Origin of the sequence: Rhizobacter koreensis, from assembly GCF_013366375.1 — a bacterium.
Classification (GTDB): domain Bacteria; phylum Pseudomonadota; class Gammaproteobacteria; order Burkholderiales; family Burkholderiaceae_C; genus Schlegelella_A; species Schlegelella_A koreensis.
The window spans coordinates 474,423-492,404 of the sequence record NZ_JABWMJ010000002.1 but is presented as its reverse complement, the minus strand read 5'-3'; the positions used below and the strand labels follow the sequence as shown (position 1 = coordinate 492,404).

Genomic DNA, 17,982 nt, shown 5'->3' with positions numbered 1-17,982 from the left:
CGGCGCCGCGCTGGCCGGCGAGCGAGTCGAGCGGCCGCAGCTGGAGACACCCCATGCAGGTCGTTCCGAGTCCCGACACTGCGCCCGCCGGCGCGCCGCCCGCGCCACGGCCGCAGCGCGTCGCTTCGATGGAGGGCGCGCCGACGGCACGCCGCTTCTATCGCCACCGCCTGCCGGTGCGCGTGATGCACTGGATCAACGTGGTCTGCCTTGCCATGCTGCTGATGAGCGGGCTCACCATCTTCAACGCGCACCCGGCTCTCTACTGGGGCCGCGACTCGAACTTCGCCGATCCGTGGCTCGCGCTGTCGGCCGAGCGGCGCGGCGACGAGTGGATCGGCGTCACGACGCTCGGCGACCGCCGCTTCGTCACCGACGGCGTGCTCGGCGTCTCGATGGAAGGCGAGCGCCGCACCGTTCGCGGCTTTCCGGCCTGGGCGACGGTGCCGAGCGGCCAGTGGCTCTCGATGGGCCGGCTGTGGCACTTCTTCTTCGCCTGGATCTTCGTCGTCAACGGCATCGCATACGTGCTCTACACCGTCTTCAGCGGCCACCTGCGGCGCGACCTGCTGCCCACGCGCACCGAGTGGCGCGGGATCGGCCGCTCCATCTGGGACCACGTGCGCTTTCGCCACCCCACCGGCGACGCGGCACGGCGCTACAACGTGCTGCAGAACACCGCCTACCTCGTGGTGATCTTCGGGCTGCTGCCGCTGGTGGTGATCGCGGGCCTCGCGATGTCGCCGCGCCTCGATGCGCTGTGGCCCGGCTGGGTCGACCTGCTCGGCGGCCGCCAGTCGGCGCGCAGCCTTCACTTCCTCGCCGCCGTCGGCCTCGTGGTGTTCGTTGCGATCCATGTCTTCGAGGTGCTGGTGAGCGGGGTCTGGAACCAGCTGCGCTCGATGGTCACCGGCTGGTACACCTTGCCGGCCGATCGGCACGGGGAGGCGCGATGACCGAGAACGGCCATGCCGCGAGCCGGCGCGGCGTGCTGCGCGGCGCGCTCGCCGCCGCCGGTAGCGCGCTGCTCACCGGCTGCGACCGTCTGTCGCAGACGCCCGCGGTGGTCGGCGTGCTGAGCAGCGTGCAGCACCTCAGCCGTGCGGTGCACCGCGGACTCGTCGGGCCGCATGCGATGGCACAGGAGTTCGGCCCGGAGGACATCGCACCGCAGTTCCGCAGCAACGGCACCTTGATGCCGCGCGACGCCGACTACCAGGCGCACCTCGCGGCGGCCTTCGCCGACTATCGGCTCTCGATCGGCGGCCTGGTCGAACGCCCGCAGGCGTTCACGCTCGCCGAGTTGCGCGCGCTGCCGTCGCGTACCCAGATCACGCGCCACGACTGCGTCGAGGGCTGGAGCTGCATCGGCAAGTGGACCGGGGTGCCGCTCGCGCACCTGCTCGGCATGGCACGTCCGCTGCCGGCGGCGCGTTACGTGCTGTTCCGCTGCTACGACTCGATGGACGCGCCGGCGCCGGGCCGCGACTCGCGCTACTACGAAAGCATCGACCTCGACGAGGCGCGCCACCCGCAGACCCTCGTCGCCTACGACCTCAACGACCGCGCGCTGCCGGTCAGCAACGGGGCGCCGCTGCGCCTGAGGGTCGAGCGCCAGCTCGGCTACAAGCACGCCAAGTACCTGCAGTCGATCGAGCTCGTCGAGCGTTTCGACCAGCTGCGCGGCGGCAAGGGCGGCTACTGGGAGGACCAGGGCTACGAGTGGTACGCGGGGATCTGAAGGCAGACGTTCTGCCGGCGCTCGATCGGTACCGTAGCCTCAGGCAAGGGCGGCTGCAGCTCGCCTCAGCCCTTCAGCAGCGTCAGCACGTGCGATGCCGAGGCGCTGGTCTGCGCCAGCATCGCCGTCGCCGCGTCCTGCAGGATTCGTGAGCGCGTGAGCTGCGCGGTCTCGGCCGCGAAATCGGCGTCGGCGATGCGGCTGCGCGCCTCGCCGGCGTTGACGGCGCTCGCGCCGAGGTTCTCGACCACCGAGGCGAGCCGGTTCTGCATCGCACCGAGCGCACTGCGGCGCTCGTCGAGCGCGGCGATCGCGCGGTCGATCGTGGTGATCGCGCTGCTCGCGCCGGCGGCGGTGGAAATGTCGATGGTCGGCGTCACGGCGACGACGCCCGAACCGCCGCCCACGGGCGTGCTCGAGAAGGTGCCGCTCGAGCCGAAGAGGGCGCTCCCGCTCGCGGTGGCGACCGTGAACGGGCCCGAGCTGCTCGTGAGCGACACCACGCCGCCGACGATCGCGTTCAGCGGCCCGCCGGAGGTCAGCGTGACGGCCGCGCCGCCGCTGCCGGTCACCGACATGGCGACCCCGCCGAACCCGGTGTAGGAGCCGATGCGGATGTCCTCGCCGGTCGTGTTGGTCAGCACCAGGCCATTGGCCGTCGCCACCGCCGTGACCTTGGTCGCCACGGTCGCGGCGTTGATCGCGTCGGCGAGCGGGGTGTAGTCGCTGCCGTTGGGCGACCCCATCACGACCGCGTAGTTGAGCGCGTGGTTCGGCGCGTCGAGGATGAACCCGACGAACGCCGGCGGGCTCGCGAACGTCAGCGTCGCCGTGGTCGCGGCGGTCGCGATGACGCCGGTGGCGCCGGTCTGCAGGTTGATCTGGTCGCGGATCAGGTCGGCCGAGTCGTTGGGCGCCACGCCGAGGGTGATCACCGCCGAGCCCAGACTGCCGGTGATCGTCGTCGATCCCCCGTCCGTGAAGTTGTTGCGGTCGTCGAAGTTCGCCGACAGCTTGGCGGCGCCGAGCGTGCCGTTGCCGGTCGCGGTGCGGAGTTCGTTGCTCGTCGGCGTGCCCGGCACCGTCAGTTGCACCGCGACGAGGTCCGAAAGGCGCGAGGCCGCGACGCCGAAGCGGACGGTCTGGCCGACTTCACTGCCGACCTGCCACTGCTCGTTCGCCAGCTCGCCGGTCAGCAGCGGCTTGCCGTTGAAAGTCGTCGCGTTGGCAATGCGGTCGATCTCGGCACCCAGGCTCGCCACCTCGAGCTGCAGCGCGGCGCGCTCGGCCGACGAGTAGGTGCCGTTGGCCGACTGCACCGCCAGCTCGCGCATGCGCTGCAGCATGCCGCCCATGCTCGACAGCGCGCCTTCGGCGGTCTGGGCCAGCGAGATGCCGTCGTTGGCGTTGCGTGCGGCCTGGTCGAGCCCGCGGATCTGCGCCGTGAAGCGATCCGCGATCGCGAGCCCCGCGGCGTCGTCGCGCGCGCCGTTGATGCGCAGCCCGGTCGCCAGCCGCGCGATCGTCGTCGCCAGCGCCTGTTCGGTGCGCTGGGCGTGACGCTGCGTGGCGAGCGAGGCGAGATTAGTGTTGATCGTGGACGGCATCGTCCGGCGGCGACCTCGGGCGTGCGAAGACCTCGTCATCCGCCCCTTGCGGATGCCGATCCGGCCCTCCTCGTCGCTATCGGCTGCGGGTGGTCCGGCTTGAGCGCCTGCGCTCGGCCGCGACGGGCTGGCGCGCGGCGCCCCGGGCCTAGCGCCGGCTGCGCTTGGCTCCGCCGCCGAGCAGCCCGCCGAGCACGCCGCGCACGATCTCGCGGCCGACCGTCGAGCCGATGGTGCGCATGGCCGAGCGCGCGGCCGCCTCGGCGATGCCTTCCCGGCGGCCGCCGCGTGGCCCGGTGCTGCCGAACAGCACGTCCTTGAGGCCGCCGAAGACGCCCGAGCCGTCGCCACCCCCGGCGGGAGGCTGCGCGACACCGCCGCTGCCGGGCACGGCCGTGCCACCGATCGCCGGTGGCGTACCCGCGCTTGCCTCGGCACGCCCCTTCAGCTTCTCGTACGCCGATTCGCGGTCGACCGTCTTCTCGTAAACGCCGGCGACGATCGAGCCGCTGATGAGCGCGGCGCGCTCGGCCGGCGTGATCGGGCCGATGCGGCTGCCCGGCGGCACCACGAACACGCGTTCGGTGACGCTCGGCCGACCCTTGGCGTCGAGCAGGCTGACCAGCGCCTCGCCGACGCCGAGCTCGGTGATCGCCGCCTCGACGTCGAGCTGCGGGTTCTCGCGCATCGTGCTGGCTGCGGCCTTGACGGCCTTCTGGTCGCGCGGGGTGAACGCACGCAGCGCGTGCTGCACGCGGTTGCCGAGCTGGCCGAGCACGGTGTCGGGAATGTCAAGCGGGTTCTGGGTGACGAACCAGACGCCGACCCCCTTGCTGCGGACCAGCCGCACGACGAGCTCGATGCGCTCGACCAGCGCCTTCGGCGCGTCGTTGAACAGGAGGTGCGCCTCGTCGAAGAAGAACACCAGCTTGGGCTTGTCGAGATCGCCGACCTCCGGGAGCTGCTCGTAGAGCTCCGACAGCATCCACAGCAGGAAGGTCGCGTAGAGCCGCGGGCTCTGCATCAGGCGGTCGGCGGCGAGGATGTTGACCACGCCCCAGGCCGCGCCCGGCGTCCCGCCCGCCGGCGCCGCCGCGGTCTGCAGGAAGTCCTGGATGTCGAGCATCGGCTCGCCGAAGAAGCGGTCGCCGCCCTGGGCCTCGATCTGCAGCACGCCGCGCTGGATGATGCCGATGCTGGCCGCGCTCACGTTGCCGTACTGCGTCTTCAGCTCGCCGGCGTTGTCGCCGACGTACTGCAGCATCGCGCGCAGGTCCTTGAGGTCGAGCAGGAGCAGGCCGTTGTCGTCGGCGACCTTGAAGACGATCTGCAGCACGCCCTGCTGCGTGTCGTTCAGGCCGAGCATGCGGGCGAGCAGCAGCGGGCCCATGTCGCTCACGGTGGCCCGCACCGGGTGGCCCTGACCCCCGGCCGGGTCGGCACCGAACACGTCCCACAGCGTCGCAGGGCAGGCCGCCGGCGCGGGAGGCTCGATGCCGCGGTCCTTCAGCACCGCCGCGAGCTTGGGGCTGATGCTGCCGGGCTGGGTGATGCCGGTGAGGTCGCCCTTCACGTCGGCCATGAAGACGGCGACGCCCAGCGCGCTCAGGCTCTCGGCCAGGCGCTGCAGGGTGACGGTCTTGCCGGTCCCGGTCGCACCGGTGATGAGGCCGTGCCGGTTCGCCATTTCCGGGAGCAGCAGGCACTCGACGCCGTCATGGCGAGCGAGCAGGATCGGTTCGGCCATGCGGTCCACCCTCGCACGTAAAATTGCAGTCTATCGAACAACGAACCGTCCTCGGCCGTGGGCCAGGCGCGGTGGCAAGGGAGCATATGGCCGGGCATTCGAAGTGGGCCAACATCCAGCACCGCAAGGGCCGGCAGGACGAGAAGCGCGGCAAGATCTGGACGCGGATCATCCGCGAGATCGTGGTCGCTGCGCGCCAGGGCGGCGGCGACCTCGGGATGAACCCGCGCCTGCGGCTGGCGGTCGAGAAGGCCAAGGCCGCCAACATGCCCGCCGACACGGTCAAGAAGAACATCGACAAGGCCACCGGCTCGCTCGAAGGCGTCAACTACGAGGAGATCCGCTACGAGGGCTACGGCATCGGCGGCGCGGCCCTGATCGTCGACTGCATGACCGACAACCGGGTCCGCACCGTGGCCGAGGTGCGCCACGCGTTCAGCAAGTACGGCGGCAACCTCGGCGCGGAAGGTTCGGTGGCGTTCCAGTTCAAGCACGTCGGCCAGTTCGTGTTCGCGCCGGGCACCGATGAAGACAAGCTGATGGAGGTCGCGCTCGACGCCGGCGCCGACGACGTCGTCACCGACGACGACGGCGCGATCGAGGTGCTGTGCGCGCCCGGCGCGTTCGAAGCGGTGAAGGCGGCGCTCGCCGCCGCCGGCTTCGTCGCCGAGGTCGCCGAGGTGACGATGCGGCCCGAGAACAGCGTCGAGCTCGGCGGCGACGACGCCACCCGCATGCAGAAGCTGATCGACGTCATCGAGGACCTCGACGACGTGCAGGCGGTCTATCACAACGCCGAGCTGCAGGATGCGTAGCGCGAATCGGCGCGCGGTGCGGCGCGCATGAAGGTCCTCGTCATCGGCAGCGGCGGGCGCGAGCACGCGCTCGCCTGGAAGCTCGCGCAGTCGCCCAAGGTGCACAAGGTGTTCGTCGCGCCCGGCAACGCAGGCACCGCCGCCGAGCCGCAGATCCAGAACGTCGCGATCACCGACCTCGCGAAGCTTGTCGAGTTCGCCAAGGGCGAGAAGGTCGCGCTCACCGTGGTCGGCCCCGAGGCGGCGCTCGCCGCCGGCGCAGTCGACCTGTTCCGCGCGCGCGGCCTGCGCATCTTCGGGCCCACGCGCGCGGCGGCTCAGCTCGAGAGCTCGAAGTCGTTCGCCAAGAACTTCATGCAGCGCCACGGCATCCCGACCGCGGCCTACCGCACGTTCGACGATGCCGCCCTGGCGCACGCGCACGTCGACGCGTCGCCGGCACCGATCGTCGTCAAGGCCGATGGCCTTGCCGCCGGCAAGGGTGTCGTCGTCGCGATGACGCGCGACGAGGCGCACGCGGCGATCGACGCGATGCTCGGCAGCGCCGAGGCGACCAGCGCCGCGCCGGCCGCCCCGGCGCGCCGCGCTGGCGACGACGTGCCGCGCGCCCGCGTCGTGATCGAGGAGTTCCTCGCCGGCGAGGAGGCGAGCTTCATCGTCGTCTCGGACGGCACGCGGGTGCTGCCGCTCGCCACCAGCCAGGACCACAAGCGCCTGCTCGACGGCGACCGGGGGCCCAACACCGGCGGCATGGGCGCGTACTCGCCGGCGCCGGTCGTCACGCCGAACGTGCACGCGCGCGTCATGCAGGACATCGTGCTGCCGACGATCGACGGCATGGCGGCCGACGGCACGCCGTTCACCGGGTTCCTGTACGTCGGCCTGATGATCGACGCCGAAGGTCACCCGCGGGTCGTCGAGTTCAACGCGCGGCTCGGCGACCCTGAAGCGCAGGTGATCCTGATGCGCCTCAAGACCGACCTCGTCGACGTGCTGTCGAGCGCGACCGCGCCGACGGGTTCGGCGCCGGCGCTCGACGAGATCGCGCTGCAGTGGGACCGCCGCTCGGCGCTCGGCGTGGTGATGGCGTCGAGCGGCTACCCGGAGCGCCCGCGCACCGGCGACGCGATCTCGGGCCTGCCCGCCGACGCCGCCGACTGCAAGGTGTTCCACGCGTCGACCGCCGAACGCGACGGCACCGTCGTCACCAGCGGCGGCCGCGTGCTCTGCGTCACCGCGCTCGGCGACTCGGTGAAGCTCGCCCAGCATCGCGCCTACGAGACGGTGCGCAGCATCCACTTCGACGGCGCGCAGGCGCGGCGCGACATCGGCCACCTGGCGATCAAGCGTTGACGCCGGTGCCGCATGCAGCGATGAACCCGCGACTCGTCCGCGACTACCTGCTGGGGCTGCAGCGCCGCATCGTCGGCCCGCTCGAGGCCGAGGACGGCATGGCGTTCGTCGTCGATCGCTGGGCGCGCGAGCCGGGCGGCCGCCTCGAAGGCGACGGCATCTCGTGCCTCCTCGAGGGCGGCGCCGTGTTCGAGCGCGCGGGTGTCGGCTTCTCGCATGTGCGCGGCCCCGAGCTGCCGGGTTCGGCCACCCAGCATCGCGGCGAGCTCGCCGGCTCGCCGTTCGAGGCCCTCGGCGTGTCGCTGGTGCTGCATCCGCGCAACCCGTACGTGCCGACCGTCCACATGAACGTGCGCATGCTGGCTGCGTTGCCGCCGACGGGGTCGGGGCGCGCGGCGGTCGCCTGGTTCGGCGGCGGCATGGACCTCACGCCGATCTACGGCTTCGACGACGACGCGCGCCACTTCCACCGCGTCAACCGCGACGCCGTTGCGCCGTTCGGCGCCGACGCCTACCCGGCGTTCAAGCGCTGGTGCGACGAGTACTTCTTCCTCAAGCACCGCGGCGAGCCGCGCGGCATCGGCGGCATCTTCTTCGACGATTACCGCGAGGGCGGCTTCGACAACGGTTTCGCGCTGATGCAGGCGGTCGGCGACGCCTTCCTCGACGCCTACCTGCCGATCGTGCGGCGCCGCCGCGGCCTCGCCTACGGCGAGCGCGAGCGCGACTTCCAGGCCTACCGGCGCGGTCGCTACGTCGAGTTCAACCTGGTGTGGGACCGCGGCACGCTGTTCGGACTGCAGTCGGGCGGCCGTACCGAAAGCATCCTGATGTCGATGCCGCCGCTGGCGGCGTGGCGCTATGACTGGCAGCCCGAGCCGGGCTCGCCCGAGGCGCGCCTGTACACCGACTTTCTGCGCCCGCGCGACTGGGCCGCCGAGGCCGCCGAGTGAAACGCGTCGGCCTGTTCGGCGGCAGCTTCGATCCGGTCCACCACGCACACGTCGCGCTCGCGCGGCAGGCGCTCGACCAGCTGGCGCTCGACGAGGTGCGCTGGATTCCGGTCGGGCTGCCGTGGCAGAAGGCGCGCGAGCTCGCGCCGGCAGCCGATCGCGAGGCGATGGTGCGGCTGGCCATCGAGGGCGAGCCGCGGTTCGTGCTCGACCGCATTGAACTGCGCCGCCGCGGCCCCAGCTTCACGCTCGACACGGTGCGCGAGCTGCACGCCGCCAACCCCGGCACCGACTGGTTCCTGATCCTCGGCCAGGACCAGTACGCCACGCTCCACACCTGGCGCGACTGGCGCGAGCTGCTCGGCCTGGTGACGATGGTCGTCGCCAACCGGCCGGGCGCGTCGGTTGCCATCAACCCGCAGGTGGCGGACTTTCGACATCAGGCGGTCGTGCTGCCGATGATGGACATCTCGTCGACCGAGGTGCGGCGTCGCGCCGCGGCCGGCGAGCCGATCGACGACCTCGTGCCCGAGGCCGTTGCGGAATATATCGAGCGACGCCATCTCTACAGGAGCTGAATGGACATCCGCAAGCTGCAACGCGCCATCGTCGATGGTCTGGAGGACGTCAAGGCCCAGAACATCGTGGTCTTCAACACCGAGCACCTGTCGCCGCTGTTCGAACGCGTGATCATCGCGTCGGGCACCAGCAACCGGCAGACGCGGTCGCTCGCGACCAGCGTGCGCGAGGCGGTCAAGGAAGCGGGGCTTCCGGTGCCGCGGATGGAAGGCGAGAGCAACGGCGAGTGGATCATCGTCGACTGCGGTCAGGCGGTCGTCCACGTCATGCAGCCGCCGATCCGCGAGTACTACCACCTCGAGGAGCTGTGGGGCGAAAAGCCGGTCAAGCTGAAGCTGGGCTCGGCGACGCCGCGACTCGTCAAGGCGTCCGAGGGTGGCGACGACGACGACGAAGCCGTGCCCGCGAAGAAGACGAGTCGCCGGCGTGCCGCCAGCTCAGAAGCCGGCGAGGCCGCCGGCGGCGAGGCCGCACCGCCGGCCAAGCGCGCGAGTTCGTCGCGCAGCACGCCGGCCAAGCGCGCCGCGCTCGACGGCCCGACCCCCAAGCGCGCCGTCAGCGCCGAGAGCGCCGACGCCAGCCCGGCGCCGGCCAAGCGCGCGTCGACCCGCCGCAGTGCCGCTGCCGATGCGCCCGCCAAGAAGGCACCGGCGCGCAAGACCATGCCGGCGAGCTCGCGCGGCACCGTCACCCGCGTCACCGGTGTGAAGGGTGCGACCGCCAAGAAGGCGAGCCGCAGCGCGGCCGGCGAAGGCAGCGGCGCGACGCGAAAGCGCGCGACCGGCGCCGGCAGCGCTGCCCGCAAGACCTCGCGCAGCGCGTGAGCCCGGCGCCTGCCGCGTCGCAGCGACGCGGCGCCTGCGCGGCATCGGTGTGAAGCTCCTCCTGGTCGCGGTCGGCCAGCGCCAGCCGGCGTGGGCCGACACCGCGTTCGAGGCGTACGCCAAGCGCTTTCCGCCCGAGCTGCGGCTCGAGCTGAAGGCGGTCAAGGCCGAGACCCGCGACACCCGGACCGCGGCGCAGCTGATGGCGGCCGAGAGCGCGCGCATCGAGGCAGCCCTGCCGCGCGGCGTGCGCCGCGTCGTCTTCGACGAGCACGGCGACCGCGTCACCTCGCGCCAGCTCGCAACGCGCCTCACCGGCTGGCTGGCCGACGGGCGCGACGTGGCGCTGCTGATCGGCGGCCCCGACGGCCTCGCCGATGCGCTGAAGGGGAGCGCCGACGAGTCGCTGCGCCTGTCCGACCTGACGCTGCCGCACGCGTTCGCACGCGTGCTCGCCGCCGAGGCGCTCTACCGCGCGTGGAGCATCACGGTCAACCATCCGTACCACCGCGAGTGATGGCGCGTCGCGAGCCCGCCGCGTTCGTCTATCTCGCGTCGCAGAGCCCGCGTCGGGCCGAGCTGCTGCGCCAGCTCGGCGTTGCGCACCGTCCCTTGCTGCCCGAGCCGCACGAAGACGCCGAGGCGCTCGAGCACGAGATCGTCGGCGAGCGCCCCGATGCCTACGTCGAGCGCGTGACGCGGGCCAAGCTCGCAGCGGCGCATCGGCGCCTGCGCCGGATCGGCGCGCCGCCCGCGCCGATCGTCTGCGCCGACACCACGGTCGCTCTCGGTCGGCGCATCTTCGGCAAGCCCGCGGACGCCGACGACGCCGCGCGCACGCTGCGCGCGCTCGCCGGCCGCACGCATCGCGTGATCACCGCGGTCGCGATCGGGGCAGGGCGTCGCGAGTGGGTTGCGGTCAGCGTCTCGAAGGTTCATGTCGTCGAGATGACGGACGCCGACATCGCCGGCTACATCGCGAGCGGCGAGCCGTTCGGCAAGGCCGGCGCGTACGCGATCCAGGGCGCCGCGGCAGCCTGGATCGACCGGATCGACGGCAGCTACACCGGTATCATGGGTCTGCCGCTGTACGAGACGGCGCAGCTGCTGCGCGCCGCCGGCGTCGCGATCGGGTCGCCCGCGCCGGGCTGACCGGGCGCCACGCAAGGGCTCGCGAGAACACCTCCACAAGCCCGCTCAGCGTCAATCGCCTTCGCCTCGATGCAAGACATCCTGATCAACTGGGCGCCGCAGGAAACGCGGGTCGCCATCGTCGAGAACGGCGCGGTCCAGGAGCTGCACATCGAGCGCACGCTCGAACGCGGGCTGGTCGGCAACATCTACGCCGGCAAGGTCGCGCGCGTGCTGCCGGGCATGCAGTCGGCGTTCGTCGACATCGGCCTCGAGCGCGCCGCGTTCCTGCACGTGGCCGACGTGCAGGTCAACGGCGTCACGCCGCGCAACGACCACGCGTCGCCCGGCGCGCCGCAGACGCCGATCGAGCGCCTGGTGTTCGAGGGTCAGGCGCTCACGGTGCAGGTGATCAAGGACCCGATCGGCACCAAGGGCGCGCGCCTTTCCACGCAGGTGTCGATCGCCGGCCGGCTGCTGGTCTTCCTGCCGCAGGACGACCACATCGGGATCTCGCAGAAGATCGGCTCGCACGAGCTGCGCGAGCAGCTGCGCGCGCGGATGCAGGCGCTCGCGCACGGCGGCGACGCACCCAATGGCGGCTTCATCCTGCGCACCAACGCCGCTGACGCGACCGATGCCGAGCTCGCCGACGACATCGCCTACCTGCGCAAGACCTGGGCCGCGGTGCGCGAGCGTGCGTTCAAGTCGCCGCCAGGGACGCTGCTGCACCAGGACCTGACGCTCGCCGAGCGGGTGCTGCGCGACCTCGTCGACGACGCGACGCAGTCGATCCGCATCGATTCCAAGCAGCAGTACGACTGGCTGCTGCAGTTCGGCCGCGAGTACACGCCGGGCGCCGTCGGCAAGCTGCAGCACTACGCCGGCGAGCGCCCGATCTTCGACCTCTTCAACATCGACGACGAGATCGCCAAGGCCCTGCTGCGCCGTGTCGACCTGAAGTCGGGCGGCTACCTGATCATCGATCAGACCGAGGCCCTGACCACGGTCGACGTCAACACCGGCGGCTTCGTCGGCGCGCGCAACTTCGACGACACGATCTTCAAGACCAACCTCGAGGCGGCGCAGGCGATCGCGCGCCAGCTGCGCCTGCGCAACCTCGGCGGCATCGTCATCATCGACTTCATCGACATGCAGCGCGAGGAGCATCAGGCCGCGGTGCTCGCCGAGCTGAGGAAGCAGCTCGCGCGCGACCGCACCAAGGTCACGGTGAGCGGCTTCACGCAGCTGGGCCTGGTGGAGATGACCCGCAAGCGCACCCGCGAGTCGCTCGCCCACATGCTGTGCGAGCCGTGCCCCACGTGCCACGGCAAGGGCGAGGTGAAGACCGCGCGCACGGTCTGCTACGACATCCTGCGCGAGATCCTGCGCGAGGCGCGCCAGTTCAACCCGAAGGAGTTCCGCGTCGTCGCCTCGGCCTCCGTCGTCGAGATGCTGCTCGACGAGGAAGGCCAGCACCTCGCGGGCCTTTCGGACTTCATCGGCAAGCCGATCTCGCTGCAGGCCGAGCCGCTCGGCTCGCCCGAGCAGTACGACATCGTGCTGCTGTGACCGCGCCGCGGCCGCAGGTCCGCAGCAACCTCGTCGTCGCGACGCGCCAGATCGGCGACGTGCTGCTGACGACGCCCATGATCCGCGAGGCGCGCGCGCTCTGGCCCGAGGCGGCCATCGACGTGCTCGGCTTTCCCGGCACGCTGGGGATGCTGAAAGGCAACCCCGACGTGCGCCGGCTCATCGAGACGCCGCCCGGCAGCGGCGGCCGCTCGGCGCTGCGTCTCGCGACCGAGCGGGGCCTCTGGCGCGCGTACGACCTCGCGCTCGTCACCCAGCCCAACGACCGCGCCCACTTCTACGGCTTCGTCGCCGCGCGGCTGCGTGCCGGGCTGATCGGGCCGAAGCCGGGCACGACGTGGTGGAAGCGCCTGCTGCTGAAACACGCCGTCGTGATCGCCGGCGACGCCGGTCGGCTGCACGCGGCGGAGGACAACCTGTGGCTGCTCGAGCCCTGGCGCCATGCGCCGAGTGACGCGGAGGGGGCGAGCCCCACGGTCTCCGGCGCAGCGCTCGCGACGCCGCCGCTCGCACCCGATCCGCCGGCGATCACCGTCGTGCCACCGCCCGCCGCGCCGTTGCCGGCCGACATCGACGCGCTGCTCGCGGCGATGCCGGTCGTCGTCCACGTGCCGGTGATGTGGCGCTACAAGGCGTGGCCGGTCGAGTCGTTCCGCGAGCTGATCGCCACGCTGGTCGCCGACGGCCATCAGGTGGTGCTGACCGGCGGCCCCTCAGCGAACGACAGGCGCGCCGTCGCCGAGATGGCGCAGATCGCGCCGCCGCCGCGCGTTCTCGACGTCTGCGGTCGTCTCGACTTCGGACAGCTCGCGACGCTGCTCGGCCGCAGCGCGCTCTACATCGGCACCGACACGTCGGTGACGCACCTCGCGGCCGCGTGCTCGGTGCCGACGATCGCGCTCTTTGGTCCGACCAATCCGATGCGCTGGGGTCCGCTCGACGCCGCGCTGCCGATCGATCGACGTTACGCCATGCAGAGCGACGCGCCGCAGCGGCGCGGCCGCGTGATCCTGATGCAAGGCCCCGGCGCGTGCGTGCCGTGCGCCGGACGCGGCTGCGAAGGCCACGACGAGAGCCACAGCGCGTGCCTCGACGCGCTCGCGCCGGCGCAGGTGATCGCCGAGGCGAGGGCGGTGCTGCGGCGGTAGGCGAAGCCCCGCGCGTGCCGCGTGTGCCACCGAACGCTGCTGCCTGCTCAGTCGCGCGCGGTGTCGGGCGCGATGCCGCGCGCGTCGAACAGCGCGAGCGCCGCGTCGACCACCGCCCCCGGCGCGATGCCGTTGACGTCCGCGCTCGCCGAGACGAGCGTGCGCCCGTCGAAGTCGGGCGGCACGCGCCAGACCGGCAGGCTGGTCGCGTCGAAGAGCGCGAGCATCGGCGTCTCGGTCGTGCAGGCGAGATGCATCAGGCCGCCGTCGACCGCGAGGACCGCTGCGCTCGCGGCCATCGCGTTGCGCGTAACGGCGATGTCGGTCTTGCCGACGAGGTCGAGCACGTCGGCGTCGCCGCCGGCGAGCGCGGCGCGGACCGCGTGCGCGAGCGCGGCGCCGTTGCTGCTGCCGAGCAGCGCGATGCGCCGATGGCCGCGCGCGACCAGGGCGCGCGCGACGTCGGGCCAGCCGCAATAGACGCGGTGCGGCTGCACACCGCCGAGCGTGATCGCGATGCGTCCGGCGGCGGCCTCGGCCAGCGCCGGCGACGCCGGGACGTCGAGCTTCTGGCGCGCGTGCCGGTGCTCGGCCGCCGCGTCGAGGCGCACGCCGAGAAGGTCGGCGAAGCGACGCGTTGCGAGCAGCCCGCGCTGGTAGTCGTAGGCCAGGTAGTCGCCGCGCACCGATACCCACGGCAGCCGCGGCGCCATGCGGCGCTTGGGCGCGAGCGCCTTCCAGCCGCGGCTGTCGACGATCGCGAAGTCGTGATCGATCGCGCCGAACGGCTCGTCGGGGCCGATCACGCGACGGAACCAGCCATCGCCGCGGTACACGCCGGCGAGCGCACGCGGCAGCACCACGTCGACGGCGATGCCGTGCTCGACCAGCAGGCTGCGCGGCGCGAGGTCGAGCAGCGAGTCGCCGATCTGCGGCATCTCCGGATGAAACCACACCGCGCGCCGCCACGCCGGGTCGATGCGCGAGGTTTCGAACGCCGCCTGGCCGCTTGCCGCCACTTCGCCGCGCCGGCGCGCGGCGCGGAACGCGAGCCGCCACGGGCCCTTGCGCGCGTAGAGGCCTGCGTCGTCGTTCGGCACCGGCGGCTCGACCGGCTGCGTCACCGCGTGCCGGGCCAGGCGCACCAGTGCGGCGGGCGCCGCGCTCACCGGCCTTCGCGCGGCACGCGGCCCAGCAGGTAGAACTCGTCGTTCGGGCGGATCGACGCCACGTTGGCGAGCCGGTTCGAGAGCCCGAAGAGACCGGTGATCGCGGCGATGTCCCAGGCGTCGTCCGCGCCGAACCCAGCTGCGGCGAGCGCCGCGAAGTCGGCATCGTCGACCGCCGCCGAGTCGCGGCAGACCTTCATCGCGAAGTCGAGCATCGCCTTCTGGCGCGGCGTGATGTCGGCCTTGCGATGGTTCACCGCGACCTGGTCGGCAATCAGCGGGTTCTTCTCGTAGACGCGCAGGATCGCGCCGTGCGCGACCACGCAGTAGAGGCACCCGTTGGCCGCGCTGGTGGCGACGATGATCATCTCCTTCTCGCCCTTGCTGAGCCCCGACTCGCGCAGCAGCAGCGCATCGTGATACGCGAAGAAGGCGCGGAACTCGTCGGGCCGATGCGCGAGCGCGAGAAAGATGTTCGGCACGAAGCCGGCCTTCTGCTGCACCGCGAGGATCTTCTCGCGCACGTCGTCGGGTACGTCGGCGAAGTCGGGCACCGCGTAGCGGCTGATCGGTCGGTCCATTCTCATCCCCTGAATTGCAGCGCGTGCAGGCGCGCGTAGAGGCCGCCCGCGGCCAGCAGTTCCGCGTGCGTGCCGTGCTCGACCACGCGACCGGATTCGAGCGCCACGATGCGGTCGGCACGCTCGATCGTCGAGAGGCGGTGCGCGATCACGAGGCTGGTGCGGCCCTGCATCAGGTGCTCGAGTGCCTCCTGCACCAGGCGCTCGGACTCGGAGTCGAGCGCCGACGTCGCCTCGTCGAGGATCAGGATGGGCGCGTCCTTGTAGATCGCGCGCGCGATGGCGAGGCGCTGGCGCTGGCCGCCGGAGAGCTCGCTCGCGTTGTGACCGACCACGGTGTCGATGCCGTTCGGCAGCGCCTCGGCAAAGTCGAGCAGGTTGGCGCTTTGCAGCGCGGCGCGCACCCGGTCGGTGTCGACGTCGGCGCCGAGCGCGACGTTCGCGGCGACGCTGTCGTTGAACAGCGCGACGTCCTGGCTCACCAGCGCGAACTGGCGGCGCAGGGCATGCACGTTCCAGTCGGGAAGAGGCACGCCGTCGAGCAGCACCACGCCGGCAGTCGGCTCGAAGAAGCGCGGCAAGAGGTTGATGAGGCTCGACTTGCCGGCGCCCGACGGCCCCACGAGGGCGACGGTTTCGCCCGGCTGCACGTCGAGGTCGACGCGGTCGAGCGCCGGCTGGTCGTCGCGGTAGTGCAGGCTCACGCCGCGCAGCTCGATGTGGCCGCGCGCGCGCCCGGGGTCGTGGCTGCCGCTGGTCTCGGACGACGAGGTGTCGATCAGCGTCACGCCGCGATCGAGTGCCGCGAGGCCGCGCGTGATCGGCACCGACGCTTCCGAGAGGTGCTTGATCGGCGCGATCAGCTGGGTCAGCGCGACGATGAAGGCGACGAAGCCGCCGACGGTCGCGCCCGAGTCGTTGCCGCTCTGCCAGAGCGCCACCGTGATCACCGCGGCGAGCGCGGTCGACGCCAGCACCTGGGTCAGCGGGGTCATCGTCGCCGCAGCGATCACCGCCTTCAGCGACACGCGGCGCAGGCGCTCGCTCAGAGCGGCGAAGCGGCCGGCCTGCTGCGGCTGCGCGTCGTGCAGGCGCACGCTGCGCCAGGCGAGCACGTTCTCCTCGACGACGTACGCGAGCTGATCGGTCGCGCCCTGCGCCTCGACCGTGAAGCGGTGCAGGCGCCGGCTGTAGTAGCGCATCACCAAGGCGACCGCCGGCAGGAGCACGCCGACGATCAGCGTGAGCTGCCAGTTGAGGTAGATCAGGTAGGCGAGCAGCACCACCAGCGTCAGCGAATCGCGCACCAGGTTCTGCAGCGCGTAGACGAGCTGGTTGGCGCCGCCCTGCACCTCGTAGGTGAGGGTGTTGATCAGGTTGCTCGCCGCATGGCGTGCGAAGAGGGTCGGTTCGGCGTCGAGCACGCGCGCGAACATCGCGCGGCGCATCTGCATCACTCCCAGGTTCGCGGCCCACGCCATGCCGTACTGCGCGACGAAGCCGGCGAAGCCGCGCGCGACCGTGAGCCCGATCACCGCGAGCGGCACCGCCCACAGCGGCACGCCGCCGGTGCGGAAGCCGTTGTCGAGCAGCCACTTCATCAGCATCGGGATCAGCGGCTCGGTCAGCGCGCCGCCGACCGAGCCGACCAGCGCGAGCACCAGCCCGCGCTTGCTGCCGGCGAAGAACGGGGCGACGCGACGCAGCCGCTCCAGGAGCCCGCGGCGGTCGAGCTTGGGCGGGTTGCTCATCGGCGCGTGTGACGCGGCTCGGCGCGCCCGCCGCTGTGGGAGGCCGCTGAACCAGTAGGTGAGGCGAGGGGGATCACGAGGCAGTCAGGGAGTTCGTCGCGCGGCCGGCACGCCGCGTGCCCCGCGGGCGGCGCGAGTCGGGCCAACCCTCACCCACGGAACTCCGGGCGGGTCGGCGGACTCTGCAGGAACTTCAGCTTCAGGTACTTGTAGTACGCGTACTCCGCGTTGTAGATCGCCAGCATCAACCCGTGACCGCCATCGAGGAAGCCCAGCCGGATGACGTACGTCCGGAAGAACGCGAATCCGCCGTGCAGCAGCGCCTTGCCGAGGGAGCCGCTGCGGCCGCGTGCGAGCATGTCGCGCGCGTGCCCGGTCGAGTAGCGGTCGAGCTTCCCGAGCACGTCCGAGAGATCGGGATAGCTGTAGTGGACGATGCTCGCCTGCAGCGTGCCAATCGCTCCATCGACGGTCATGTGGGCGTGCAGGAAGTGGTCGGTGAAGCTCGACCTGGAGCGCAGGCCGAGGCGCAGGGTGTGATCCGGCCGCCAGCCCGAATGCTCGATGAAGCGGCCGACGAACTCCGAGACGCGCGGAATGCGATAGCCGGCGAAGGTGGTCGTGCGGATCGCCGCGATCACCTCGTCGCGCAGCGCCGGCGTGATGCGCTCGTCGGCGTCGAGCGAGAGCACCCAGTCGCCGGTCGCGAGCGCGAAGCCGCGCGCCACCTGCGGGCCGTAGCCGGGCCAGTCGGTCGCCACCACCCGCGCCCCGGCCTGCTCGGCGAGGGTCGCCGTACCGTCGCTGCTGCCCGAGTCGAGCACCAGCACCTCGTCGGCGAACGACGCGCTCGCGACGCACGCGGCGATGTTCGCCGCCTCGTTCTTCGCCACGATCACCACGGTGAGCGTCGGGGAGGCGGGCATGGGCGGGCAGGCGGCTTGCACGGCTCGCCAGCGAGCCGCATCAGGGTTGTTCTCTATCATCATT

At 71.9% G+C, this 17,982-nt stretch carries 17 protein-coding genes; 11 read left to right on the top strand and 6 right to left on the bottom strand.

The genetic code is table 11. The features are described from left to right. Positions 1–53 precede the first annotated feature (53 nt). Together HQN59_RS06070 and HQN59_RS06065 are read left to right on the top strand one after the other, a co-directional pair. Positions 54–956, top strand: a complete 903-nt coding sequence (locus tag HQN59_RS06070) for a cytochrome b/b6 domain-containing protein (RefSeq protein WP_176067087.1) — start codon at positions 54–56, stop codon at positions 954–956. After that, on the top strand, positions 953–1,741 hold the full coding sequence (locus HQN59_RS06065) for a molybdopterin-binding protein (protein ID WP_176067085.1): 789 nt from the start codon (positions 953–955) through the stop codon (positions 1,739–1,741). Before HQN59_RS06070 ends, HQN59_RS06065 begins: the two co-directional genes overlap by 4 nt. Positions 1,742–1,806: 65 nt before the next feature. Here the strand turns inward: HQN59_RS06065 and HQN59_RS06060 are convergent, their stop codons facing one another. Together HQN59_RS06060 and HQN59_RS06055 are read right to left on the bottom strand one after the other, a co-directional pair. Beyond that, positions 1,807–3,348, bottom strand: a complete 1,542-nt coding sequence (locus tag HQN59_RS06060) for a flagellin N-terminal helical domain-containing protein (RefSeq protein ID WP_176067084.1) — start codon at positions 3,346–3,348, stop codon at positions 1,807–1,809. Positions 3,349–3,496: 148 nt separating this feature from the next. Continuing rightward, positions 3,497–5,095: a helicase HerA-like domain-containing protein gene (locus tag HQN59_RS06055; protein ID WP_176067082.1), complete on the bottom strand. Its 1,599-nt coding sequence runs from the start codon at positions 5,093–5,095 to the stop codon at positions 3,497–3,499. A gap of 86 nt (positions 5,096–5,181) precedes the next feature. Here HQN59_RS06055 and HQN59_RS06050 point away from each other — a divergent pair, with 86 nt between their 5' ends. From HQN59_RS06050 to HQN59_RS26760, 9 genes are all read left to right on the top strand, one after another. After that, complete coding sequence (locus tag HQN59_RS06050; RefSeq protein ID WP_176067080.1) at positions 5,182–5,910, top strand: YebC/PmpR family DNA-binding transcriptional regulator; 729 nt, start codon at positions 5,182–5,184, stop codon at positions 5,908–5,910. 27 nt (positions 5,911–5,937) lie between these two features. Continuing rightward, a complete protein-coding gene (gene purD, locus HQN59_RS06045) occupies positions 5,938–7,263 on the top strand; it encodes a phosphoribosylamine--glycine ligase (RefSeq protein ID WP_176067078.1) in 1,326 nt (441 codons plus the stop codon). A gap of 20 nt (positions 7,264–7,283) precedes the next feature. Continuing rightward, positions 7,284–8,216, top strand: coding sequence for an oxygen-dependent coproporphyrinogen oxidase (gene hemF, locus HQN59_RS06040; protein WP_176067076.1), 933 nt, complete (start codon positions 7,284–7,286; stop codon positions 8,214–8,216). After that, a complete protein-coding gene (gene nadD / locus HQN59_RS06035; RefSeq protein ID WP_342451132.1) occupies positions 8,213–8,794 on the top strand; it encodes a nicotinate-nucleotide adenylyltransferase in 582 nt (193 codons plus the stop codon). The genes hemF and nadD overlap by 4 nt, the downstream gene beginning before the upstream one ends. Beyond that, the gene (rsfS, locus tag HQN59_RS06030; protein WP_176067074.1) at positions 8,795–9,619 is read left to right on the top strand and encodes a ribosome silencing factor; all 825 of its coding nucleotides are present in this window, start codon (positions 8,795–8,797) and stop codon (positions 9,617–9,619) included. A 49-nt stretch (positions 9,620–9,668) separates the two neighbouring features. Continuing rightward, positions 9,669–10,136: a 23S rRNA (pseudouridine(1915)-N(3))-methyltransferase RlmH gene (gene rlmH / locus HQN59_RS06025; protein WP_176067072.1), complete on the top strand. Its 468-nt coding sequence runs from the start codon at positions 9,669–9,671 to the stop codon at positions 10,134–10,136. After that, positions 10,136–10,771 (top strand): Maf family protein, encoded by a 636-nt coding sequence (locus HQN59_RS06020; RefSeq protein WP_176067070.1) that lies wholly within the window; start codon positions 10,136–10,138, stop codon positions 10,769–10,771. The genes rlmH and HQN59_RS06020 overlap by 1 nt, the downstream gene beginning before the upstream one ends. A 69-nt stretch (positions 10,772–10,840) precedes the next feature. After that, a complete protein-coding gene (gene rng, locus HQN59_RS06015) occupies positions 10,841–12,322 on the top strand; it encodes a ribonuclease G (protein WP_176067068.1) in 1,482 nt (493 codons plus the stop codon). Next, a complete protein-coding gene (locus tag HQN59_RS26760) occupies positions 12,319–13,491 on the top strand; it encodes a glycosyltransferase family 9 protein (protein WP_176067066.1) in 1,173 nt (390 codons plus the stop codon). Before rng ends, HQN59_RS26760 begins: the two co-directional genes overlap by 4 nt. 47 nt (positions 13,492–13,538) lie before the next feature. Here the strand turns inward: HQN59_RS26760 and HQN59_RS26755 are convergent, their stop codons facing one another. The 4 genes from HQN59_RS26755 to HQN59_RS05990 all read right to left on the bottom strand — a co-directional run bounded on the left by HQN59_RS26755 (position 13,539) and on the right by HQN59_RS05990 (position 17,918). Beyond that, positions 13,539–14,660, bottom strand: a complete 1,122-nt coding sequence (locus tag HQN59_RS26755) for a glycosyltransferase family 9 protein (RefSeq protein WP_176067064.1) — start codon at positions 14,658–14,660, stop codon at positions 13,539–13,541. Further along, positions 14,657–15,247: a peroxidase-related enzyme gene (locus tag HQN59_RS06000; RefSeq protein WP_176067062.1), complete on the bottom strand. Its 591-nt coding sequence runs from the start codon at positions 15,245–15,247 to the stop codon at positions 14,657–14,659. The genes HQN59_RS26755 and HQN59_RS06000 overlap by 4 nt, the downstream gene beginning before the upstream one ends. Then, on the bottom strand, positions 15,244–16,992 hold the full coding sequence (msbA, locus tag HQN59_RS05995; protein ID WP_176067060.1) for a lipid A export permease/ATP-binding protein MsbA: 1,749 nt from the start codon (positions 16,990–16,992) through the stop codon (positions 15,244–15,246). Before msbA ends, HQN59_RS06000 begins: the two co-directional genes overlap by 4 nt. Before the next feature lie 149 nt (positions 16,993–17,141). Beyond that, a complete protein-coding gene (locus tag HQN59_RS05990) occupies positions 17,142–17,918 on the bottom strand; it encodes a glycosyltransferase family 2 protein (RefSeq protein WP_176067058.1) in 777 nt (258 codons plus the stop codon). Positions 17,919–17,982 lie beyond the last annotated feature (64 nt).